This window comes from Herminiimonas sp. Marseille-P9896 (assembly GCF_903993245.1).
GTDB classification, from domain to species: Bacteria; Pseudomonadota; Gammaproteobacteria; order Burkholderiales; family Burkholderiaceae_D; genus Oxalicibacterium; species Oxalicibacterium contaminans.
Map to the genome: position 1 here is coordinate 312,365 of NZ_CAJEVT010000003.1, position 21,649 is coordinate 334,013.

Below are 21,649 nucleotides of genomic sequence, written 5' to 3' on the forward strand. Positions count from 1 at the left end.
AAGCCACCTTAAGGGAATAGTATGTGTGCATATGAAAATCAAAAGAAGCAGCGTCACATCAAATCAGCAGCGCTAACGACTGCCGGTATTTATCCGCCGCGTATGACCATCCTTGCGATGGCAATCTGCGGCATGGTTTTGTACACGGCTGCGCCGCAGCAGGGTCATGCACAGATAGCGCCAGCATCGCAGGTTACGACCGAGCAGCAGACCTACAATATTCCGGCAGGCCCGCTCGCTGCCAGCCTGCGTAACCTCGCCAGTACCGCCAATGTGCCATTGTCATTTACCGCTGATCAGACGGATGGCAAGACAGGCAAGGCAGTGCGTGGTCAATTTACGCCGCAGGGCGCTTTTGCCGTGCTGTTGGCGAATAGTGGTTTGCAGGCAGTACGGCTGGATAGCGGTGCTTATGTACTGCGGACGACAACATCGATCAGTGGCGAAGCGGTGCTGCCTGCAGTAACTGCGACCGCCGACCACGCGGCACTGACAGACTCTGCCTATGGCTATGTTGCGAAACGCAGTGCAACGGGAACCAAGACCAACACGCCCCTAATTGAAATTCCGCAATCGATATCGGTGATTACCGAAGCGCAAATCCGCGAACAAAACCCGCAAACTTTGGGTGATGCCGTGCGCTATACCTCCGGGGTCGTGGTGCAGGAAGGTTTTAACCGCACCGATGATCCCTTCATCATTCGCGGCTTTGATGTGCGTACCAATCCTGGCGTGATGTATCGCGATGGTTTGAAATTACCGTTGCCGCATTACAGTGCCATGGCTGAACCCTATGCGCTGGAAAGCATAGAGATCGTCAAGGGACCCGCGTCCGTACTCTACGGCCAGGCTGCGCCGGGTGGTGTGGTCAATATTGTTTCGAAACGGCCGACGGATAAAGCATTACGCGAAATCCAGGTAAGCGGCGGCTCACATAACAACAAGCAAGTGGCGTTTGACCTCGGTGGCCCCATCGACAATGACGGCAAGCTTACATACCGGCTGACCGGCCTGGTGCGCGACAGTGGCACCATGATCGATTACATTCCGGATGACCGCTACTTCATTGCACCATCCCTGACCTGGCGTATTAGTCCCGACACCTCGCTGACGGTATTGTCCAGCTTCATGCGCAATAAAACCATTAATAGCGCAGGTTATCCGCTGGAAGGTACGGTGAAATACAACCCTAACGGACGTATTTCGACCAAGCTTTTTACTGGTGAGCCGGAATGGAGTAAATGGGATCAGGATGCGGGTACGCTTGGCTATCAGTTCGCACACCGCATCAATGAAACATGGCAATTCAAACAGAATCTCGTCTATGCGCAGTCCAGCAATCGTGTTAACCATGCTTACCTCGGAGGCTGGCAGGCAGGGAGCAATTTTTCCGTTGCGGAACGAGGAGCGTATCGCCGTGACGATGATGCCCACGGCACCAGTGTAGACAATCAAATTCACGGTAGCTGGAGCAGTGGCCGCTTCAAGCATAATGTCCTGCTGGGCCTGGACTACACGCGAACCTCGCTGACACGTGAACAATACGCGGCATTCAATAATCTCACGCCGCTTAATTTGTTCAGTCCGCAATACGGCTCTGCGGTTGTGTTGCCCGCTGACCCAAATACTTATACGGTGGAGACGCGCAACCAGACTGGTTTCTACGCGCAGGATCAGATCAAGATAGATGACAAGCTGGTGCTGCTTCTGAGTGGTCGTTACGACGATGCCAAGGGCAAGACCTTGAACAAGTTCACCAACAAGGCAACCGAGTCGGCGGATACGGCATTCACCTGGCGTGCCGGTATGTTGTATCAGGCGGATAACGGCGTGTCTCCATACATCAGTTATGCGACCTCGTTCCAGCCGCAAACCGGTACTACTTCACCTGCGCGCGGTACCACTCCGTTCGATCCGACCAAAGGGAAGCAGTGGGAGTTGGGCGTGAAGTATCAACCGGTCGGTTTCAACTCTTTCATGACAGCATCGCTGTTTGAGCTTACCCGTACCAATGTACCGACTACAGATCTGGCCAACCCTATCTACAATGTGCAGACCGGTGAGGTGCGTTCGCGTGGCCTGGAGTTATCAGCGACGGCAAGTCTTGCCTCGGGCTGGAACCTGATAGGGGCTTACACATACACTGATGCCGAGATCACCAAGAGCAACAACGCTACCAAGGGCAACACGCCAGAGGCAGTGCCGCGCAATATGCTGTCCTTATGGTCTGATTACACGGTACAGGGTGGTGGCCTGGCGGGTCTGAATGTGGGCGGCGGGGCGCGTTATATCGGCTCCTCCTTCAATACCGGTAACACTGTGAAAGTCGACGGTTACACGATATTTGATGCAGTGCTGCGCTACGATCTTGGTGCACATAATCCGGCTTTCAAGGGCATCAGCCTGGATCTCACCGCGCGCAATCTCTTTGACAAGGAATACGTTGCGTCTTGCACCTACGCCTGTTTCTATGGCGAGCGTCGTTCTATCCTGGGACGTATCACCTACAAATGGTAGGTCGTTAGTAGTGGCGGGCGGTATCGTGTGTATGCTGTTTTAAGGCATTCATTTTATCGCCCGCAAAATATCTGCAATGCTGCCAAACATGACATCTATCTGTGCCTTGTTGATGATCAGCGGCGGCGACAGTGCCACGATGTCACCGGTAACACGTGTCAGCAAATCCTTATCCCAAAACGCTTTAGTGAATAATTCATAAGCACGCGCACCGGGTTTGCCAGGAATGCTTTCCAGTTCTATGCCAGCGACCAGGCCCAGGTTGCGTATGTCTTTGACGTGGGGCAAGCCCCGCAGGCTGTGCGCCGCTTCTTCAAAGTAAGGAGTCAGTTCGGCAGCGCGCTGGAATAATTGCTCTTCCTTGTACACCTTCAAGGTCGCTATCGCGGCGGCTGCTGCCAGCGGATGACCGGAGTAGGTATAGCCGTGGAACAGTTCTATGCTATCGGCGGGGGCCATCTGCATGAAGCAGTCATGGATCTCCTGTTTGACGATGACGGCACCCATGGGAACGGCCGCATTCGTCAGTGCTTTCGCGCAGACGATCATGTCGGGCTGGACGCCGAAGTAGTCGGCGCCGAAGGCTGTACCCAGCCTGCCAAAGCCGGTAATGACTTCGTCGAAGATCAGCAGGATGCCGTGCTTGTCGCAGATGGCACGGATTTTTTCCAGATAGCCTTGCGGTGGCAGGATTACGCCGGTCGAACCTTGTAGCGGCTCGACGATGACGGCGGCGACGGTGGATGGATCATGCAGCGCTAAGAGGCGTTGTTCCAGCTCATCCGCCATTTCCGCACCGTGCAGCGGCAGGCCGCGCGAGTAAGCATTTTTTGCGATGTTGAGCGGATGACGCAGGTGATCCGCTGCTAGGCCGGGGCCGAATTGTTTGCGATTGCCAGCGATACCGCCGACTGCGATGCCGCCGAAGCCGACACCGTGATAGCCACGTTCACGGCCTATCAGGCGGGTGCGACCGGCATCGCCTCGGATGCGGTGGTAGGCCAGCGCTAACTTTAGTGCAGTATCCACACCTTCGGAACCGTCGTTACAGAAGAAGACGCGGTTCAGACCTGCGGGCGCTATCTCGGCCAGCGCACTGGCTGCTTCAAATGCAAGCGGATGTCCAATCTGGAATAGCGGTGCATAGTCCATTTGCGCAGCTTGTTGCTGGATGGCGGCCGTGATTCTGGGATGGCCGTGTCCGGCATTGACGCACCATAAACCTGAGGTGCCATCCAGTATCTGCCGTCCGTCATCGCTGGTGTAGTACATGCCGGACGCAGCGACCAGCATGCGTGGCCGGGCCTTGAACTGGCGATTGGCGGTGAAAGGCATCCACAAATGGGAGGTATCCAGCGACTGCGTCATATGCCGTGCTTTCAGTAAGGAGTTACAGCAATATTAGTACGTTTGCTGCGAGCACGGAAGATGGTCGGGCAGAGGACATTTATTTGCGGGCGATGCGTTTGAGCAGGCGCATGAAGCTGCCGACTACAGGGAGTTTTTCGTACAGTTCTTCTGCCGCATCCCAGTAATCACGGTGGTAGCTGACGCGGCCGTCGGGTGCGAAGCGGAAGTGGGTCGCGCCGCGTATGCATTGTTCTTCGCGCGCATAGCGTCGCATGTGGAACAGGAACTCCCAGGTCATGAACGCACTATCACCTTGCAATACCGTCGAGGTGATGACGAAGCGCGGGTTTTCGACCTGCGTGAACATGTGCACAAAGAGCGGCATGATGTCGGCCAGGCCGCGTACTTCGTTGAATGGGTCCTTGAAGTAGGCATCTGGTGCGTAGACCTGCTCGAGCTGTTCTTGCGCGGAAGCGACCGTCAGCGTTTCAAAGAAATGCACGACACGCTGCATATCAGTTGCGTAACTCAGTTCGCTGGTGGTGCCGTCATTCATAGTCCGGTTCCTTTATGGATGATCCAGAAGTACAGGCGATAAGGCAGCATGCGCAGTACGCGCAGCACATTACTCAGGCGCTTCGGGAAGTGTATATGGAATTCGCCGCGCTCCATGCCGCGCACAATTTCACGTGCTGCATCGGGCGCTTTCATCAGCGCTGGCATGGGGAAGTCGTTACCGGCGGTCAATGCCGTTGCAACAAAGCCGGGATTGATCATGTAGACACCTATGCCGCGCGGCCGCAAATCGAGGTATAGCGATTCGCACAGATTAATCAGCGCGGCCTTGCTCGGGCCGTAGATCAATGCCTTCGGCAAGCCGCTGTAACCAGCGACGGACGAGACTATGCCTATGCTGCCGTGCCCTTGTGCCAGCAGGCCGGGCAGCACGACATCCAGGCAATTCAGCGGGCCATGCAAATTGAGCTCCAGCATGTTTCTGGCGATGGCGAGGTCGAAGTTGTCGGCGCGCATTTCGTTATAAGAACCAGCGACGATCAGTACCATGTCCACGCCTTGCCATTCCATGGCTATCTGCGCATAGGCCGCCTGCACACTGGCAGGATCGGTGAGATCCAATCCGGCGACTACGGAGCGCGGATGGAAATTCGCAACTGCCTGCAGCAAGTCGACGCGCCGGGCGGAGAGTGCAACGCGCGCACCTCGTTGCAGTAATAGCTTGGCCGTTTCTGCCCCTATGCCGCTGGATGCGCCTATGATCCATACGCGTTGTTCGGCCCAGTTGCTAATGACGGGATTCATTTTGTTCTCCCTGGTGGCGAGTGGTTAGAACGCACTAATAGTTTCATGGACGTTTGGTGAATGAGAGCGTTACCTGTCCCAATGCAAAGCCAAATTTGCTCATCGCTGCGCGATTTAGCATGACGCGATCGTCCATTTGATACATCCAGTCATCAAAATTGACTTCATATACTTTGCCATCCACCGGCAGCGCCAGTACATAGTTCCAGTGCAGAGTATTGCCTGCGGTGACGCCGACTGCTTCACCGACCACATCCGGTGCAGTACCGATAAAGCGGTTGGCCGCGACTTTACGCAGCGTCCAGACGCGTTTTTGTTTGTTGCCGTCCGAGTAGGTGAAGTCTTCGTCCAGCGTGCCGATATTGCCGTCCCATTTGCAGCGCATGACGACTGTGAAGCGCTTGATGACTTTGCCTGACCTGTCCTGGAACATGCCCCATGCATCCAGCGTGCCGTTGAAGTATTGCTGCAAGTCCAGTGTTGGTCGCTCGTTGGCATAGTCGGCGATATTGCTGTGGCTGGCGCAGGATGAGAGCAGTACCAGAGATAGTACTGCGCAGAATTTTTTCCAGTGTTTCATGTTGGTCTCCTTGATTCGTTCCGCTTTATATGTCGCGCAAAGGCGCACGCCACAGGATGGCTGCGGCGCTGAGCTTCAGTGCGCAGGGCAGCAGTGCATAGCCGACGGCCAGTGCATGCGCCCCTGCGCTATTGACCACGCCGGGTACATAGCCGAGTTGCTGCAGCAAGGGCAGCGAAATGCCCGCCGCCAGCGCCAGGTTCATTTTGGTGGCCCAGCTCCATGCACCGAAGTAAGCCCCTTCACGCTGGCCGCTGTGTCCTGCCTGATGGATAACGGCCGCTAGCAATGCGGGCGGCAAGGCCAGATCGGCGCCCAGTGTTAAGCCGGACAATATGCAAATCAGGCCGAAGGGCAGGGCAGCACCTGCCGACAAGCCATAGGCCCAGACAAATGCCACGGCTGCAAGCAGCATCGCCAACAGCCAGATGCGCGCTTCACCGTGTCGTTTGGCGAGCGCTACCCATAGCGGCATGGAACAGGCCGCAGCAACAAAGTAGAGCATCAGGAACAGACCGGCGTACTGTGGGAGTTGCAACTGGTCTTTGGCGTAGAACAGGAAAAGGGTAGCGGGTATCGCGGCGGCAATACCGTTTACGATCAGCACTGCGAATAGCCAGCGAAAGCGTAGCGTCTGGAACGGCGTCAGCATCATGCGCCAGTTGTGATGCTGCGATGGCTGGCGAGCTGGTTCAGGTGCCAGCTTCAGTAAGACGGCACTGCATAGCAACAGGCTGATGATGAAGGTGATGCTGAGCCAGCCCAGGCCGAGCCAGCCTGTCAACGATGCGGCGATGATTACACCGACTAAACCACAGCCTTCGCGCGTCGCCGTCAGGGACGAACGTTCGTTCAATTTCTGCGTCAGCGCAGCGCCCCAGCTTTGATGGGCGATGGTGGCCAGGCTGAAGCCCAGATATACCAGTAGCAGGGTAGTGATAAACCATGCGAGCGCTGCAGCCAAGCCGACTGATGGCGGATGGAATAGCGCAAGAAAGCCGCAGGCCAGCAAAGGCAGCGAGAGGATGATGAAGCGTCGGTAGCCGTGTTTGCTGCGATCTATCCACATGCCCAGCAAGGGATCTATGCATGCATCAGAGACACGTGCAAACAGCAAGGTCGCGCCTATCAGTGTCAGCGACAGGCCGAAACGTTCGGCATAGAACTGCGGTACGTAGACGTAGATTGGTAGCGCAACCAGTGCCAGCGGCAAGCCGAACAAGCCGTAAGCAAAATAGGAAGGGGCCGCGAGCCTGTCCATCAGCGTGCAGCCGCGCCTGCCAGCAATGCGGTGCGCAATTGCGGCGCGGTCGTTTTTGGGGCTAGCCAGATCGCAAAGAAGGCCTGCGCGAACGCGGCATCCATGATTTCACCTATGGCTTTGCCGTCCAGGTAGAAGCGCGCTCCGCTGTTCGGCAAGTAGACGCCGGTGAGATGCGTACCTTCACTCACATCGGGGAATATCTGCTCCATCTTGCTCTGCCATTCCGCCAGTTGTTGCGCGGTACCGAGGCCTAGCTTTTGTATTTCATCGCGGCTGGCTTCAGCTATCTTGCGTCCTTGCAGTGCGCGCGCATAGCGCAGGTCGAGCGCGAATTTGCTGCTCTCTGGCGTGGCGCTGTTATAGCCTTGCTCACCTACCCAGAGCTGCGCATCGTAGATCTTCAGGCCAAACCAGCGGAAACTGCCTAGTCCGGACAAGTAGGCTGGTGCCAACTCTTTTTGTATATGCGCAGGAGCCGTATCGGCGGCGTAGTTGTTGTTCGTAATGACGCAGGCAGCAAACAGCCACAGCACGACTACGCGCAGGTAGTGGTAGCGTGCTCCGGCCGGCGGTGTCTGTTTCATGGTTTTTCCAGCGTGAACTGGGCTACGTCTATGCTGCCTGCGCAGAAACCTGCTTCACAATAGGCCAGGTAAAAGTCCCAGGTACGCATAAAGCGTTCATCGAAGCCAAGCGCACGCACACGCTGTGCTTGCTCACGGAACGAGGTACGCCATGCTTGCAGCGTATGAGCATAGTCGAGACCAAACTTGAATTCATTGACCACGCGCAAACCATATTTCTCGGCTTGCTGACGGAATACTTCAGGCGAGGGCAGCATGCCGCCGGGGAAGATGTATTGCTGGATGAAGTCCGTACCTTTGCGATAACGTGCAAACAAGGCATCGTCTATCACTATGCTTTGGATGCAGGCGCGGCCACCGCTTTTCAAATTGCGCTTGATACATGCAAAGTAGCTCGGCCAATATGCCTCACCGACTGCTTCAAACATTTCTATCGATGCGATTGCATCGTACTGGCCATTCGCATCGCGGTAGTCCTGCAGGCGTAAATCGGCTTGTGCCTGCAATCCGGCGGTGGTCATACGTTGTTGTGCGTAGATGAGTTGCTCGGACGAGAGTGTCAGTCCGGTCACATGCGCCGCCTGGTCGCGCGCTGCCATTTCGGCAAAACCGCCCCAGCCGCAACCGATTTCCAGTACACGCGCTTGTGGCACGAGTCGCAGCTCATCCAGGATGCGGCGGTACTTGACGTTTTGGGCTTGCGTCAGGTCCTCGCCGGTTTGTTCGTTGTACAAGGCACTCGAGTAGGTCATGGACGGGTCCAGCCACAAGGTATAGAAGTCGTTGCCTATGTCGTAGTGCGCATGGATGTTTTTACGACTGCCGGTACGGGAGTTGCGATTAAACAGATGTTTGATGCGATAAAAGAGATTGCCGAACCAGCTGCCGTAGATGACGGATTCGACTGCGGCGCGGTTGCGTACAAATAGTTCTATCAGCCCGGGCAGGTTGTCGGTACTCCAATCACCATTGATATAGGTTTCGGCAAAGCCGATGTCCCCAGATTTCAATGCAGCGCTAAACAAGTCAAAGTTTTTCAGTGTCAACGTGACCGGATGTGAGTGATCACCGAAGTGCATGCACTCGCCATTTGGAAATTCCATACGCAGTGCGCCATATTCCAGCTTGCGCAATAGTTGCAGGATGAATTTGACTTGCGATGGCAAGCCGTCCGTAGCGCTGGCTTGCGTGTCGAACCGGAGCGATTCCGGATTAATGGATTTGCTGGTCATCTGCTTAACTCGCTGGTAGGTGGGGTGGGTTTGCTGAAAAATGGCATGCGCTTGCGCCAGAGCTTGAGTGCCTGCCAATGAATTCGGACAATCACGCCCAGTGTCATGAGCGGATAGGTGAAAAAGGCGCGCGCGACGCTGGCATCCGACAACGGCTGTGCTGTACCGGAGATGCTGGTCAGGATCAACGGGCCATCTGCATCGTCATGGTCTATGCAGGCGATGTGACGTTCTACCGTTGCGCCATTTTCTTCTCTGGTGACGTGCATGAAGTGAAAGCGATACAGACCTTCAACTGCACAGAACGGCGAGACATGGAAAATTTTGCGGGCGATCAGTTCCACGCCATATGGCATCGCGGTTCCGGTATCGAGCAGATAGCAATGCTTTTCACCGAAGGTATTACGCACTTCGGCCAGCACCGCACGCAGGCTGCCATCCTTTTTGTGGCAAAACCAGAAGGACACCGGATTGAACACATAGCCGAGCACACGCGGAAAGGCTTGTAGCCAGATCTCGCCATCGGCATCGTGTATGCCTTCCTGTTTCAGCAGGGTTTCTATCCATGGCAACAAGGCCTGCTTGCCATTGCCGTGATCCTGCGCATGGAAGGACAGCAGATTGAATTTATCCAGCGAAAAGAAACGTGGCGTCGTGTGCTTTTGCTGCGCCATCGCGCGCAATGGCAGGCGCACGAAATACACCTCATAGCCGAACGCATGGCGGGTCGGGCGCAGACGCGTGTGCAGCACCTTGCCGAAGCAGAGTTGAGCGGGAAGTGTGCCGGTATCCATGATGGTTTCAGGCTGCTTGTGATCTGTGGGTGCGCATACCGCTGATGCGCATGATGTCGGTGGCAACCGCAAGGCCGGACTTCAGACCATCTTCGTGGAAACCGTAACCAGTCCAGGCACCGGCGAACCAAGTGTTTTGTAGTCCTTGTATGCCAGGCAGCTGGTACTGGGCAGTGATGGCGGCGGCGTCAAATATCGGGTGCGCGTAGTCATAGCTACCCAGCACGCTATCTGCGGGTGGTTCATCGATAGGGTTGAGCGAGACCAGTAGCGCTTGTTTAAACGGCAGCGGCTGTAGCTGATTTAGCAGGTAGTGCACGCAAACGCGGGCTTCATCACAGGTGGCACTTTGATAGTTCCAGGCCGACCAGGTTTTGCGATTTTCTGGCAGACAGCTGGTATCCAGGTGCAGTACTGCGCGATTGGGCTGGTACTGCACGGCGGCGAGGATTTCATGCTCCGCTTCGTTGGCATCTTGCAGCAAACGCAGTGACTGGTCACTATGCCCGGCCAGTACGACTTGGTGGAACATATGTGTGCCATTGCTGGCTTCGACCCGGATCAGCCCTGTATTGGTCAACGTGCTGCGATTGATGGAAAAGACAGGTGTATGCAGATGCTTGTGCGGGATCTCGGCCAGCATCTTTTCCACGTAATGGCGTGCGCCACCCATCACGGTATGCCATTGCGGGCGGTCATTTACCTGCAGCAAGCCGTGGTTGTGGCAAAAGCGTATGAAGGAGAGAACCGGGAAATCCAGCATTTGCCCGGTCGGGCAAGACCAGATGCAACCCGCCATGGGTAAGAGATACCAGTCGCGGAATTCTTTGCTGTAGTGATGACGTTCCAGGTAGGCTCCCAGAGATTCGTTAACACCCGCCTCATTTTGCCCCAGGGCCAGCGCCGTGGCATGGCGATTGAAGCGCAGGATATCGCGCAGCATGCCGAGGAAGCGTGGGCTCAGCAGATTGCGTCGTTGCGCAAATACCGCATCCAGATCGCCACCGGCCCATTCCAGCGTGCGGCCGGGGAGCGGCAGTTTGACCGAGAAGGACATATCGGTTGCCGCTGTAGCTACATCCAGTTCATCGAAGAGCTTGACCAGTTGAGGATAAGTTTGGTGGTTGAATACCAGGAAACCGGTATCTACCCCATGCGTCACGCCATCCAGTGTGACGTTCACCGTATGTGTATGGCCGCCGTAGTAATCGTTGGCCTCAAACAGGGTCACATCGTAGCCGGAACTGGCCAGACGCCAGGCACAAGACAGGCCTGCGATTCCTGATCCTATGACGGCGATTTTCATGTTGACTCCTGTTATTTTGCTGTGAGTAAGGGCCGGATTGTTTGGCTCCGGCTTGCACTTTTGCATGCCTTATCACTAATACGCAGGGCAGCCTTGATTGGATTCAGCCGGATTGCTGTTTTTCAACTATGGTCTTGTTGACGCAGGTTGACGCTAGTGCAGCCCGCTCTGCTATGGGGTTGGCCGGGTGAGGTGGGGGTGTAAGGTGTAAAATTGCGGACTACGAAAAAAGGCAGCTCAGCATTAATAATGGATTTCAATAAAGACAACACAGCCAAGGGTAAATACAAGGGGCGTCGCCTCAGCGTGGCCCCGATGATGGACTGGACAGACCGGCACTGCCGCATGTTCCACCGCCAGATCACACGTCATACCTGGCTGTACACGGAAATGGTGACCACCGGCGCCTTGCTGCACGGTGATGTGCCGCGCCATCTGGATTTCAATGAAGAAGAACATCCGGTTGCCTTGCAACTGGGTGGCAGCGAACCGGCCGACCTGGCCAAGAGTGCGAAGCTGGGCGAGCAGTGGGGCTATGACGAGATTAACCTGAATTGCGGTTGTCCGTCCGAGCGCGTGCAAAAAGGCGCTTTCGGTGCCTGCCTAATGAATGAAACGCCATTGGTCGCTGATTGCGTCAAAGCGATGCGTGATGCGGTGTCTATCGATGTGACGGTCAAGCACCGTATCGGCATAGATGACGTCACTTCTTATGATTTCGTACGTGACTTTGTCGGCACCATTGCTGATGCTGGCTGCAATACTTTTATCGTGCACGCGCGTAACGCCATCCTCAAAGGCTTGAGCCCGAAAGAGAATCGCGAAATCCCGCCTTTGCGTTATGAGTTTGCTTATCAGCTCAAAAAGGATTTCCCTGCATTGGAAATCATCATCAACGGCGGCACCAAAACCATCGCCGAAATTGACACGCACCTGCAGCACGTCGATGGCGTGATGCTGGGTCGTGAGGCATATCACAATCCGTTTTTGATGAGTACTTTCGATGCGCGCTACTATGGTGACGACAGCACACCGAAGACACGCGCAGAAGTTGTGCAGGCGATGATCCCTTACATCCGCGCGCAATTGCAGTTGCACGGCAAGAGCGAAAAAGGTGGCGGCCTGAAGGTAAATACCGTCACGCGTCACATGCTGGGTTTGATGGCGGGTTTGCCGAACGCACGCGGTTTCCGCCAGACCTTGTCTGATTCCAAGAAACTGGCCTTGGGTGATCCGGATTTGCTGTTGCAGGCACTCGCGCGCATGCAACCACTGGCCGCATAGTAGTCTCCGCTGTCCAGATGCAGCGCAGATAAAAGAGTTGTCGCATTGCCGTGTGACAGCTCTTTTTTGTTTTTTCGCGTGTAAATTTTTCAAACACGTGTAAAGGTTGCCGATGTTTTCCCTCTGGCAGCACATCATTTTATTTATTCCGAACCTTCGTGTTAAAGCATGGTCAAGAAGATAACTGGTTTGTTTTAGGCATATTGCGTTGAAACAAGTCGGGGCTTCAGTCCACGAGAATTCTTTGCTTCCGATTGCACGATTGGAGTATTTGAATACTTATTCCATGAAAGGGAAAAATGATGAAGACACTGTCAAATAATTCTAAGGTAGCGATCGCAGCCTCGTTGTTGACCGTATTGTTTGCGGCAGGTTGTGAGCGTCGTACGCCACCTGAAGAAAGCAGCAGCACGCCTACGCCGACCGCGCCGAGTGAGTCGCCAGCAGCTGCTGGTGTGACACCGCCTACTCCGGTTCCGGAAACTGCACCTGCAGCGCCAGGCGCACCTGCTGATGCCAACGCAGGTAAAAGTGCAGGGCAGATAGTGGATGACACCGTCATTACGACCAAAGTGAAATCAGCCTTGCTGGCCGACTCTGACGTCAAAGGCCTGGATGTCGTGGTGGAAACCTCCAAGGGTATTGTTAGCCTGAGCGGCGCGGTGAATAACCAGACCCAGATTGACCGTGCAGCAAAAATTACCGGTGAGGTTGAAGGTGTGAATTCCGTATTGAATAATCTGACGATTAAAAAGCAGTAAGCAAGCGTAGCGACAACCGGGCAAGATGATCCGGTTCGGTTGTCAGCTGTAATCAGCTTGCAGAATGCGGGCAAAAAAAGAGCGTGTATGACTACACGCTCTTTTTTATGCCTTGCTATCAGATGGATTACTTACCTGATGCTGCATCCTGAATTTTTTCACCACCGCGTTGCACGTCTTGTCCTACGCCTTTGAATGTGTTGCAGGCACTGAGACCGATACTCATGGCGAGAACACAGACAATCGAAATAATTTTTTTCATGATGATCTTCCTTTCAGGTTGAACAGTTATGCGTAGGAACGCCTCCATGACTTCCCAGGACAGCCCTCAGGGTTGGCCCCGGAACGTTCTGGCAGCCTCGCTATCATCAGCGATAGCGGCTTACTTATTGGACACTAAATTGCTATAAAGTTCACTAAATAAATGCTGTGTAGTAATGGAACAACGGCCGCATTAAGGTGTGACAGTGGCCGTTTTTTACGATATGAGAAGCTCTGAAAACCTTGAAACAAAACCGTTTCAAGGCCAGGGCGCCGGATTGCTATTGACGTATTGCGGACCGTTTTCCGACGGTTCCGGCACGGCGGCATTGCGTTTTCCTAAGTCTATTCCTTCCCGCGTCAGGCGTGCAATCTGTTTCCAGCTGTCATCAAAATCGGTCGGTTTCAGGCTGGCACCGGTATACGGCCGGTTGCGTACTGCCCACAGTACAAGTTCGTCAAAGCGTTGCTTCAATTCATTTTCAAAATAAGTCGCTTCATCCTGGCTGGCCATGGTTTGCTCCTTTTGAACTGGTTATGTTCAGACTGCATCCACGGCAAATGATTCTTGGGTTCGTGCCAACAATTTCCGATTTTGCATATACAGTTTTATTCGTATTCAGGTGCGGGACGCGACTTCTATAATCAAAACCATCTTATAGAGCGCTCTCCATGTCCAAACTACGCCCCTCATTAGAACTTGTCGTCCCTGTTCCCGTTGGTACCTGGGGGCTGGACGGTGTTGTTAAATCCCTGCGCCAGTCGCGCGAAGAAACACATAACATCCGTTACCGTGGCCAGATACGTGAATTGCCGTCACGCGAAGCATTGCAGCGTATCCTCGACGGCCTTTCCGCCGCCTTGTTCCCTACGCATTACGGGCAGCCGGTGCTGACAGATGAAAGCATCGATTACTTTGTCGGCGACAAACTTAATACTGCTTTGAATGACCTGGCTGAACAGGTGCGACGTGGTTTGCTATTCGTATCGCGCCAGGGCGATGAAGACGATGCACAGCCTGTCGTTAAATCAGGTCATGATGCATCCGACCTGGATCGGGAAGCGATAGAGATTACGCGTAACTTTGCCAGCCAGCTGCGCTATATTCGCGACGTGCTGGTAACTGATTTACAGGCGGCGTATCACGGTGATCCGGCAGCGCACAGTGTGTCGGAGATCCTGGTTTGCTATCCCGGCATGACGGCGATTATTTATCATCGCTTTGCGCATGCCTTGCATAATCTCGGTGCGCCTTTCCTGGCGCGCCTGATTTCGCGCATCGCGCATTCGGGTACCGGCATTGATATCCATCCGGGTGCGGAGATAGGCAGCAGCTTCTTCATTGATCACGGTACCGGTGTCGTCATCGGCGAAACCGCAGTGATCGGTAATCGCGTGCGTCTGTATCAGGCCGTGACGCTGGGTGCCAAACGTTTCCCGGCAGATGAAAGCGGTTCTTTGATCAAAGGCAATCCACGTCATCCTATCGTTGAAGATGATGTCGTTATCTATGCTGGTGCAACTGTGCTGGGACGTATCACCATAGGCAAGGGTACGACCATAGGTGGTGGCGTCTGGCTCACACATAGTGTGGCAGCGGATAGCAATATCACGCAGGCACAAAGCCGGAACAGCTAGGCGATACAGACGGACGAACGCAGACGTATGTTTTCTGCGGCCTGTTTGTGTTTGCAGATGAAGGGTTGAAGTCATCCACTAAAAACCGCATATAGTTAAGCGGAATGATTCGTTTGAGACAGCAGGTACGGCAGATAAACTTATTTCCATTATCTGCTAAGTACATGGTTTTTAATTATGTCCGCCGTTCCTGTTTCTGCAGCCAGCCCATCCGCCGCTGCTTCCTTCAAGATCCAGTTATTTGACGCACCGCTAGGTGCCGAATTACTCGGGCTGGATCTGACGACTCGCCTCAATGATGCTGATTTTTCACGCGTGCACCAGGCGCATCTGGATCATCACTTGCTGGTGTTCCGCGACCAAAAAATTACACCTGCACAGCAAATAGAATTCAGCCGCCGTTTCGGTGCACTGCAGATTCACGTGTTGCATCAATTCCAGCTGCCGGGTCATCCGGAAATCCTGATCATCTCGAATATCAAGGAGAACGGCGAGCCTATCGGTCTCGGCGATGCCGGTCACTTCTGGCATTCGGATCTGTCGTATGTGGAAGTGCCCAGCCTCGGCTCCATGCTGCATGCGCAGGAGCTCCCTGCCGAAGGCGGCGATACCCTGTTCGCGAATATGCACCTGGCGTGGGATACGCTGGATGTACATCTGCGTAACAAGGTCGCCAACCTGCAAGCAGAACATAGCTATCTGGCGCAGTACGCCGAGCTGCAGCGTCGCAATCCATGGCGTCCGAATCTCACGGCTGAACAAATCGCCAAGGTCAAACCAGTGCTGCAACCGGTGGTACGTACACATCCGGAAACCGGTCGTAAAGCCTTGTTCGTCAGCGAACACTTCACCACGCGTATCGCTGGCTTGCCGGCCGATGAAAGCCGCGATCTGCTGCAGCAATTATTTGACCACAGCGTCAAACCTGAACACGTCTATCGCCATCGCTGGCAACCGCATGACTTGATCTTCTGGGATAACCGCTCGCTGATGCATCTGGCAGCAGGTTGCCCGGAGCATCTGCGTCGCAAGCTGTATCGCACCACGATAGAAGGCGATGTGCCGTTCTAAATCAGAATTTCATCTTCATCATTCATTCAATATTGCGGAGTTTCTATGTCTTATTTGAATCGCACGTATCGTGCGCCACGCCGTCGCTGGATCGGCGCTGCTTTTAGTGTTATTGCTGTTGCTACTGCCTTGCTGTCGGCTTTGCCCGCACGCGCAGAGGGAAAGATCAGTATCGCGCAGCAATTCGGTATCGGTTACCTCATCCTCGACGTGGTGCGTGATCGCCAGTTGATCGAAAAACACGGCAAGCAACAAGGGATAGACATCCAGGTTGACTGGGCCAGCATCTCCGGCGCGACGGCGATGAATGAAGCCTTGCTGGCGGGGGCACTGGATGTGGTGTCGGCCGGCGTGCCGCCTATGCTGACGATGTGGGATCGCACCCGCGGCAAGCAAAATGTGAAAGCGGTCGCGGCGCTGGGTTCCTTGCCCAACTATCTGCTGTCGAACAATCCTGCGGTGAAAACACTGAAAGACTTGAGCGACAAGGACCGCATTGCGGTTCCTGCTGCAGGCGTCGGCTTCCAGTCGCGTACCCTTCAAATCGAAACAGCACGTCAGTTCGGTAAAGACAATTTCAAGAAGTTCGACAATATCTCTGTCAGCCTGCCGCATCCGGATGCGACTGCTGCACTGATTGCCGGTGGTTCGGAAATCAATACGCATTTCTCCAGCGCACCTTTCTACTACCAGGCACTGGCCGCCAACAGCAATGTACATAAAGTCATCAGCTCCTATGACATCCTCGGCGGCCCTGCGACTTTCAACGTGCTGTACACCACGCAGAAATTCCATGATGAAAATCCGAAGACCTACAAGGCTTTCTACAACGCACTGGTCGAAGCAGCACAACTGATCAAGGCGGATAAAGCGAAAGCGGCGGACACCTTCATTCGTATCCAGAAATCCAAGCTGTCGCCGGAACTGGTACGCAAGATCGTCGAAGATCCGGAAAATGATTTCACCGTGTCGCCGCACCGCACCTTCGTTTATGCCGATGAGCTGCAGAAACTGGGCGTGATTAAAAACAAGGCGGCTTCGTGGAAGGATTACTTCTTCGAAGAAGCCTACGCACAACCAGGTAGCTGATCGTCATGACCGCACGTTTTCTGTTGATTATCGCTGGTGCATTGCTGAGGAGCTCCTATGAATAGTACGGCTATCCTGCGGGGTGCTTCGGGCTTCATCTCCGACGCACCGGCACTACGCGAGAGCGGAAAGCGTGATGCTGAAATCGCGCCGGGCTTGGCGCCCTTGTTGCAGGTGGATGACGTCAGCCTGGAATACCGCACTCGTGAACGTGTGGTGCGTGCCACGCATCGCGTCAGCTTCGATGTGCATCAGGCAGATCGCTTCGTCTTGCTGGGGCCATCCGGCTGCGGCAAGTCGACCTTGCTGAAAGCGGTCGCTGGCTTTATTCCGCCGGTGGGTGGCGAGATACGTCTGGACGGCAAGGCAGTGACGGCACCGGGTCCGGATCGTATTGTCGTGTTCCAGGAGTTTGACCAGTTATCGCCGTGGAAGACGGTCAGGCAAAACGTCATGTTTCCCTTGCTGGCCTCGCGTACGCTGGGGCGCAAGGAGGCGGAAGAGCGCGCCTTGCATTACTTGGCCAAGGTCGGCCTGAGTAAATTCTCTGATGTTCATCCGCACCAACTTTCCGGCGGCATGAAGCAGCGCGTGGCGATTGCCCGTGCACTGGCGATGCAACCGCGTGTGCTGCTAATGGATGAACCATTCGCCGCACTCGATGCGCTCACACGCCGCAAGATGCAGGAAGAACTGCTGCAACTGTGGGATGAAGTGCGCTTCACCTTGCTGTTCGTCACGCATTCAATAGAAGAGGCGCTGGTGGTTGGTAATCGCATTGCCTTGCTGTCACCGCATCCGGGACGCATGCGTGCGGAGATCAATAGCCATGATTTTTCATTGGCGAGCTCCGGCAGTACCGAATTCCAGAACACGGCACAGCGCATCCATCACATGTTGTTTGAAGAAGAAGCGGGCATCCCATCATGAGTAGCACCTTATACCCTCCGGTGCGGCCGGAATACGAACGCAAGCTGGAGGCATTTACCGAATTGCCGGTAGAGCGTGCCTTGCCGTGGACCGCACGTTTGTGGGCGCAGGGCTGGTTGCGCAAAAGCGTGATCCTGGTCGTGCTGGCGCTGATCTGGGAAGTAACGGCGCGCTGGCAAAACAATGAATTGCTGTTGCCGACCTTTGCTGCGACGGCACAAGCGCTGGTCGAAGGCATCAGCAGCGGCGAGTTGATCGATAAGGTGGCGATCTCCTTATCGGTGCTGTTGCAGGGCTATGCGATAGGCGTGCTGGCCGCTTTCATCCTGACTACGCTGGCGGTTTCGACGCAACTGGGGCGTGACTTGCTGGATACCCTTACGTCCATGCTCAATCCCTTACCGGCAATTGCCTTGCTGCCTTTAGCCTTGCTGTGGTTTGGCATAGGGCGCGGTAGCCTGGTATTCGTGCTGGTGCATTCTGTGCTGTGGCCGATGGTGCTGAATACTTATGCTGGCTTCCAGGGTGTGCCGGAAACCTTGCGCATGGCCGGACGCAACTATGGCTTGCGCGGTATTCCTTATGTCTTGCAGATATTGGTACCGGCCGCCTTGCCTGCCATCCTGTCGGGTTTGAAGATAGGCTGGGCTTTCGCCTGGCGTACCCTGATTGCCGCCGAGCTGGTGTTCGGGGCATCGTCAGGCAAAGGCGGGCTGGGCTGGTACATCTTCCAGAATCGCAATGAGTTGTACACGGACAAGGTATTTGCCGGGTTGGCGACCGTCATCCTGATCGGCTTGCTGGTCGAGAATATCGTGTTCCGCACCCTGGAAAAAGCGACGGTGCAACGTTGGGGTATGCAACGCTAGGAATTCAGATCATTCAAATAAAAAATCGCCTTTCGGCGGTTTTTTATTTGCTGGTGACTTCCTTGCCAAAGCCGGCGTCCTGCGATATTTGCAGGGTGCGCTCAGTGTTTTGACCTTACCCTCATCGAAGATGAATTTTTTCATGATCAGAACATCCACTTCGCCCGCACTGAAGCAGACTGGTTCAAATAGTCACTGCGGCCTTCCGCATCGTAGCGCAAGCTGACCTCAGTGCCATTGGCTGTGGTGTGGGTGTAGCCGATACCGCCACGTACCAGCCACGGCGATAGTTCTATGCCGTTGGTGACAAACGATAATCCTGCGGCGCCCGCATAAGCTGCCACGATCGCACCGGGTTTATTGATGGTGTCGTAGCCTACGCCCAAATACGCATCCAGGCGCGAGGTGGGTGAGTAGCGGTGTTGCAGGTATGTATCCGCACCTAACACCAGGGCATCGGTCTTTTGCGAAGCGACATGCAGGTTCAAGGCATCGGCACCGGTTTCCTGATAGCTTTGTGATTTGAGCCAGGTATAGTCGGCACGCAGTGCTGGTGTCAGACTCGTTGTTTCGCTCAAGGCAAACTGTTGCTTGAGAGTCGCACCGACATGGGCGCTGTAAGTACGGTAATCGGCACGGGCAGTGCGGTTCAAGCCGCCGAAGTTGAGCTGGCGCCTGCTGTCGTTATCACTCACACCAAGGTCGGCTTGCCAGGAAAGACTACGTTCCTGGCCCAATTCCTTGCTGCCATACGCAGAGAATAGATGGGAAGAAATGTTGGAATCTTGTGCGGCGCCTGCCAGATCGGTATTGCCGTTGACGGATGTTTTTGCGTAGCCATAGGCCAGGCCAACACGATTACCTGCTGCCACTTCCGCATCAGCACCGAAACCCAATCCCCAGCTATCTGCACTGAAACCGGCTGATCCCTTGCGGTCATCCTGGTCGGCGCGTGAACCAAATACACGGCCCCAGATTTGTTTATCCTTCAACGTATCACCGGAAGATAGCCCCGTATTGCCGCCGATACGATTCTGGATCACATTCTGGAAAGAACTCAAAGCCCCTTGTATGGCTTGATGACCGGAAGCCAGTGGCAGCGTTTGTGTCGCGGCACGCGCTACAGCACGATTGTCTGGCAGTTGACCGAAGGCATTGATGACATTGCCCATATCGCCTGTGACACCATTGTTCAACTGGGTATCGAGCACGCGTGCGGCATCCAGCGCTGACCATGTACGCTGTTCGATGACGGCATCGCGTATACCGGTTCCCATGCTGTTATTGGCGACGACACGCAAATCAATATCGTTGCCATTGCGGACTTGCCGGAAGTTGAAGAGGGCGGAGTTGTCGCTGATATTGAAGGTCGAAGCATTCAACGTCCCGGCGCTGATCACACGGGCCAGTACCTGGTTGATGCCTAATGTATTGACAGTGGCGACATCGACATTGATGCGGGCACCGGGCGCGAAGTTGGCGGTGCCTGTGACTAGCAGCTTGCCGTAGTTGCTATCGCTGCTCGCACCGATTTGCAACAAGCCGGTAGCGCTTTGCGTATAGTTGGCAGTCGTCAACGTGACGCCGGGTGTTGCCGCTGTGCCGATTACTACGCTGCCGTTATTGCTAAAAGCATTGCTGCCACTCCAGTTTTGGTTGCTTACAAAATTGAGTGTGGCAGCATTGTTGACTGTGATGGTGCCGACATTGGCTGCGGCTTCTGCCGTAAAGTTGCCGTCTATCGTGATGGAAGAGGTGCCACCGCCGCTAATGTCGCCGCTAACGCGCGCCGTCGTACCGGTGATGCGCAAGCTGGCGCTATCGAGTGCGATTTTGCCATCCAGTATCCCGCTATTACTGATGCCACCATTGATGGTGCCGCCGCGGTTGTCGATAGCGTAGCCATCTGTGTTGCTGGATATCGTTCCGCTGTTGAGTATGCCGGCTTGATTACCACTAATGGTACCGCTATTGACGATGCCCTGACTGATCAAGCCATTGTTCGTAATGCCGGCACCATTCGCATCGATAGCCGCTATCACGCCACCACTGGTATTGCGGATCCCACCGATGGTGCTAGTCGCGCGCTCATTTGTAATACCTGAAGTTTTGCCACGAATAGTGCCGCTATTGTCTATGCCATTTGTAATCTGGAAAAGATTGAAAATTGCCCGCGATGTAGTGCCGCCGACCGATTCGATTAAACCGGTGTTGGTGATCCGGTTGAGTACGCCAAAACCATTGAGGGTGCCGATTGCCGCATTATTTTGCGTCGTCGCGTCGTTACGGATTGTTCCATGATTAATGATGTCAGCCGTAGTCACCCCGCCAACAAACACGGAAGTGGCATTGGGGAAGGTCCCGGAAATGGTTCCTTCATTTGTTACATTTCCTGCTCCTGCGTTCATATCAAGGGCATTACTAGAAGAGAATGTGAGCGAACCGATGGATGTGATGTTGACGCTTTCCCCGGCATTCAGCGTGCATCTATCATTTGTTGCTGAGTTGATAGTGGTGGCGGGCGAGGTGCAACTATCCGCCCAACTGCTGGCTGGTATGCCGGCCAATGCCAGTGCACACGCGGAGGCAAATAGGCGGTAGTCGACATGACGTTTGCCAGCGACTGCTTCCGGTAGCAATTGATGGGAGCCGAGGTTAAGGTAGGAGAGGCGATAATCAGTGCTCATGGCGGTGGTCCCGGAACGTATCGAAGGTGGCGTGATGTGTCGAGCATAGATAAATACGTATAGGGAAATCTTGTACGATAGTCTCAGTTTTGGATCATCGTTCTACCTGTTC

Annotated in this window: 20 protein-coding genes; 8 read left to right on the plus strand and 12 right to left on the minus strand. The window is 54.7% G+C overall.

Features of this window, described 5'->3' with window-relative positions; translation table 11 throughout:
* The first annotated feature begins 21 nt into the window (after positions 1 to 21).
* Positions 22 to 2,517, plus strand: coding sequence for a TonB-dependent siderophore receptor (locus tag H7U06_RS11850; RefSeq protein ID WP_254873229.1), 2,496 nt, complete (start codon positions 22 to 24; stop codon positions 2,515 to 2,517).
* A gap of 48 nt (positions 2,518 to 2,565) precedes the next feature.
* Here the strand turns inward: H7U06_RS11850 and H7U06_RS11855 are convergent, their stop codons facing one another.
* From H7U06_RS11855 to H7U06_RS11895, 9 genes are all read right to left on the minus strand, one after another.
* Positions 2,566 to 3,885, minus strand: coding sequence for an aspartate aminotransferase family protein (locus H7U06_RS11855; protein ID WP_175626364.1), 1,320 nt, complete (start codon positions 3,883 to 3,885; stop codon positions 2,566 to 2,568).
* 79 nt (positions 3,886 to 3,964) lie between these two features.
* Entirely contained in the window at positions 3,965 to 4,423 is a 459-nt protein-coding gene (locus H7U06_RS11860) for a nuclear transport factor 2 family protein (RefSeq protein ID WP_175626365.1), read from the minus strand.
* Positions 4,420 to 5,187 carry an SDR family oxidoreductase gene (locus H7U06_RS11865; protein ID WP_175626366.1) on the minus strand — a complete coding sequence of 256 codons (768 nt, stop codon included), beginning with the start codon at positions 5,185 to 5,187 and terminating at the stop codon, positions 4,420 to 4,422. The genes H7U06_RS11860 and H7U06_RS11865 overlap by 4 nt, the downstream gene beginning before the upstream one ends.
* A 43-nt stretch (positions 5,188 to 5,230) precedes the next feature.
* Positions 5,231 to 5,767, minus strand: a complete 537-nt coding sequence (locus tag H7U06_RS11870) for a DUF3833 domain-containing protein (RefSeq protein ID WP_175626367.1) — start codon at positions 5,765 to 5,767, stop codon at positions 5,231 to 5,233.
* A gap of 25 nt (positions 5,768 to 5,792) precedes the next feature.
* The gene (locus H7U06_RS11875; protein WP_175626368.1) at positions 5,793 to 7,028 is read right to left on the minus strand and encodes an MFS transporter; all 1,236 of its coding nucleotides are present in this window, start codon (positions 7,026 to 7,028) and stop codon (positions 5,793 to 5,795) included.
* On the minus strand, positions 7,028 to 7,615 hold the full coding sequence (locus H7U06_RS11880; protein ID WP_175626369.1) for a chalcone isomerase family protein: 588 nt from the start codon (positions 7,613 to 7,615) through the stop codon (positions 7,028 to 7,030). The genes H7U06_RS11875 and H7U06_RS11880 overlap by 1 nt, the downstream gene beginning before the upstream one ends.
* A complete protein-coding gene (locus H7U06_RS11885; protein WP_175626370.1) occupies positions 7,612 to 8,847 on the minus strand; it encodes a cyclopropane-fatty-acyl-phospholipid synthase family protein in 1,236 nt (411 codons plus the stop codon). Before H7U06_RS11885 ends, H7U06_RS11880 begins: the two co-directional genes overlap by 4 nt.
* A complete protein-coding gene (locus tag H7U06_RS11890; protein ID WP_175626371.1) occupies positions 8,844 to 9,641 on the minus strand; it encodes a DUF1365 domain-containing protein in 798 nt (265 codons plus the stop codon). Before H7U06_RS11890 ends, H7U06_RS11885 begins: the two co-directional genes overlap by 4 nt.
* A 7-nt stretch (positions 9,642 to 9,648) precedes the next feature.
* Complete coding sequence (locus H7U06_RS11895) at positions 9,649 to 10,947, minus strand: NAD(P)/FAD-dependent oxidoreductase (protein WP_175626372.1); 1,299 nt, start codon at positions 10,945 to 10,947, stop codon at positions 9,649 to 9,651.
* A 249-nt stretch (positions 10,948 to 11,196) separates the two neighbouring features.
* Between H7U06_RS11895 and dusA the strand changes: the two genes are divergently transcribed.
* The gene (gene dusA / locus H7U06_RS11900; protein WP_175626373.1) at positions 11,197 to 12,231 is read left to right on the plus strand and encodes a tRNA dihydrouridine(20/20a) synthase DusA; all 1,035 of its coding nucleotides are present in this window, start codon (positions 11,197 to 11,199) and stop codon (positions 12,229 to 12,231) included.
* Positions 12,232 to 12,533: 302 nt separating this feature from the next.
* Positions 12,534 to 12,992, plus strand: a complete 459-nt coding sequence (locus H7U06_RS11905; protein ID WP_175626374.1) for a BON domain-containing protein — start codon at positions 12,534 to 12,536, stop codon at positions 12,990 to 12,992.
* Between the two features lie 127 nt (positions 12,993 to 13,119).
* Here H7U06_RS11905 and H7U06_RS11910 read toward each other — a convergent pair whose 3' ends face one another.
* Positions 13,120 to 13,254 (minus strand): entericidin A/B family lipoprotein, encoded by a 135-nt coding sequence (locus H7U06_RS11910; protein ID WP_124575348.1) that lies wholly within the window; start codon positions 13,252 to 13,254, stop codon positions 13,120 to 13,122.
* A gap of 258 nt (positions 13,255 to 13,512) precedes the next feature.
* A complete protein-coding gene (locus tag H7U06_RS11915; protein ID WP_175626375.1) occupies positions 13,513 to 13,767 on the minus strand; it encodes a hypothetical protein in 255 nt (84 codons plus the stop codon).
* Positions 13,768 to 13,925: 158 nt separating this feature from the next.
* Between H7U06_RS11915 and epsC the strand changes: the two genes are divergently transcribed.
* The 5 genes from epsC (at position 13,926) to H7U06_RS11940 (ending at position 18,850) form a co-directional block, all read left to right on the plus strand.
* Positions 13,926 to 14,891, plus strand: coding sequence for a serine O-acetyltransferase EpsC (gene epsC / locus H7U06_RS11920; RefSeq protein ID WP_175626376.1), 966 nt, complete (start codon positions 13,926 to 13,928; stop codon positions 14,889 to 14,891).
* A 177-nt stretch (positions 14,892 to 15,068) separates the two neighbouring features.
* Positions 15,069 to 15,962, plus strand: a complete 894-nt coding sequence (locus H7U06_RS11925; RefSeq protein WP_175626377.1) for a TauD/TfdA family dioxygenase — start codon at positions 15,069 to 15,071, stop codon at positions 15,960 to 15,962.
* A gap of 45 nt (positions 15,963 to 16,007) precedes the next feature.
* Positions 16,008 to 17,051: an ABC transporter substrate-binding protein gene (locus H7U06_RS11930; protein ID WP_175626378.1), complete on the plus strand. Its 1,044-nt coding sequence runs from the start codon at positions 16,008 to 16,010 to the stop codon at positions 17,049 to 17,051.
* A gap of 57 nt (positions 17,052 to 17,108) precedes the next feature.
* A complete protein-coding gene (locus tag H7U06_RS11935) occupies positions 17,109 to 17,981 on the plus strand; it encodes an ABC transporter ATP-binding protein (protein ID WP_254873230.1) in 873 nt (290 codons plus the stop codon).
* Complete coding sequence (locus H7U06_RS11940) at positions 17,978 to 18,850, plus strand: ABC transporter permease (protein WP_175626379.1); 873 nt, start codon at positions 17,978 to 17,980, stop codon at positions 18,848 to 18,850. The genes H7U06_RS11935 and H7U06_RS11940 overlap by 4 nt, the downstream gene beginning before the upstream one ends.
* Before the next feature lie 146 nt (positions 18,851 to 18,996).
* On the opposite strand, the gene H7U06_RS11945 is transcribed toward H7U06_RS11940, so the two are convergent.
* Entirely contained in the window at positions 18,997 to 21,537 is a 2,541-nt protein-coding gene (locus tag H7U06_RS11945; protein ID WP_175626380.1) for an autotransporter domain-containing protein, read from the minus strand.
* Positions 21,538 to 21,649: the final 112 nt, after the last annotated feature.

Bases quoted from the DNA above. Each gene is read 5' to 3' on its own strand.
- H7U06_RS11945 (WP_175626380.1), bottom strand. From the start codon at position 21,537: ATGAGCACTGATTATCGCCTCTCCTACCTTAACCTCGGCTCCCATCAA.
- dusA (WP_175626373.1), top strand. From the start codon at position 11,197: ATGGATTTCAATAAAGACAACACAGCCAAGGGTAAATACAAGGGGCGT.
- H7U06_RS11930 (WP_175626378.1), top strand. From the start codon at position 16,008: ATGTCTTATTTGAATCGCACGTATCGTGCGCCACGCCGTCGCTGGATC.
- H7U06_RS11935 (WP_254873230.1), top strand. From the start codon at position 17,109: ATGAATAGTACGGCTATCCTGCGGGGTGCTTCGGGCTTCATCTCCGAC.
- H7U06_RS11925 (WP_175626377.1), top strand. From the start codon at position 15,069: ATGTCCGCCGTTCCTGTTTCTGCAGCCAGCCCATCCGCCGCTGCTTCC.
- H7U06_RS11855 (WP_175626364.1), bottom strand. From the start codon at position 3,885: ATGACGCAGTCGCTGGATACCTCCCATTTGTGGATGCCTTTCACCGCC.
- H7U06_RS11860 (WP_175626365.1), bottom strand. From the start codon at position 4,423: ATGAATGACGGCACCACCAGCGAACTGAGTTACGCAACTGATATGCAG.
- H7U06_RS11865 (WP_175626366.1), bottom strand. From the start codon at position 5,187: ATGAATCCCGTCATTAGCAACTGGGCCGAACAACGCGTATGGATCATA.
- H7U06_RS11910 (WP_124575348.1), bottom strand. From the start codon at position 13,254: ATGAAAAAAATTATTTCGATTGTCTGTGTTCTCGCCATGAGTATCGGT.
- H7U06_RS11895 (WP_175626372.1), bottom strand. From the start codon at position 10,947: ATGAAAATCGCCGTCATAGGATCAGGAATCGCAGGCCTGTCTTGTGCC.
- H7U06_RS11875 (WP_175626368.1), bottom strand. From the start codon at position 7,028: ATGGACAGGCTCGCGGCCCCTTCCTATTTTGCTTACGGCTTGTTCGGC.
- H7U06_RS11885 (WP_175626370.1), bottom strand. From the start codon at position 8,847: ATGACCAGCAAATCCATTAATCCGGAATCGCTCCGGTTCGACACGCAA.
- epsC (WP_175626376.1), top strand. From the start codon at position 13,926: ATGTCCAAACTACGCCCCTCATTAGAACTTGTCGTCCCTGTTCCCGTT.
- H7U06_RS11850 (WP_254873229.1), top strand. From the start codon at position 22: ATGTGTGCATATGAAAATCAAAAGAAGCAGCGTCACATCAAATCAGCA.
- H7U06_RS11940 (WP_175626379.1), top strand. From the start codon at position 17,978: ATGAGTAGCACCTTATACCCTCCGGTGCGGCCGGAATACGAACGCAAG.
- H7U06_RS11905 (WP_175626374.1), top strand. From the start codon at position 12,534: ATGAAGACACTGTCAAATAATTCTAAGGTAGCGATCGCAGCCTCGTTG.
- H7U06_RS11915 (WP_175626375.1), bottom strand. From the start codon at position 13,767: ATGGCCAGCCAGGATGAAGCGACTTATTTTGAAAATGAATTGAAGCAA.
- H7U06_RS11890 (WP_175626371.1), bottom strand. From the start codon at position 9,641: ATGGATACCGGCACACTTCCCGCTCAACTCTGCTTCGGCAAGGTGCTG.
- H7U06_RS11880 (WP_175626369.1), bottom strand. From the start codon at position 7,615: ATGAAACAGACACCGCCGGCCGGAGCACGCTACCACTACCTGCGCGTA.
- H7U06_RS11870 (WP_175626367.1), bottom strand. From the start codon at position 5,767: ATGAAACACTGGAAAAAATTCTGCGCAGTACTATCTCTGGTACTGCTC.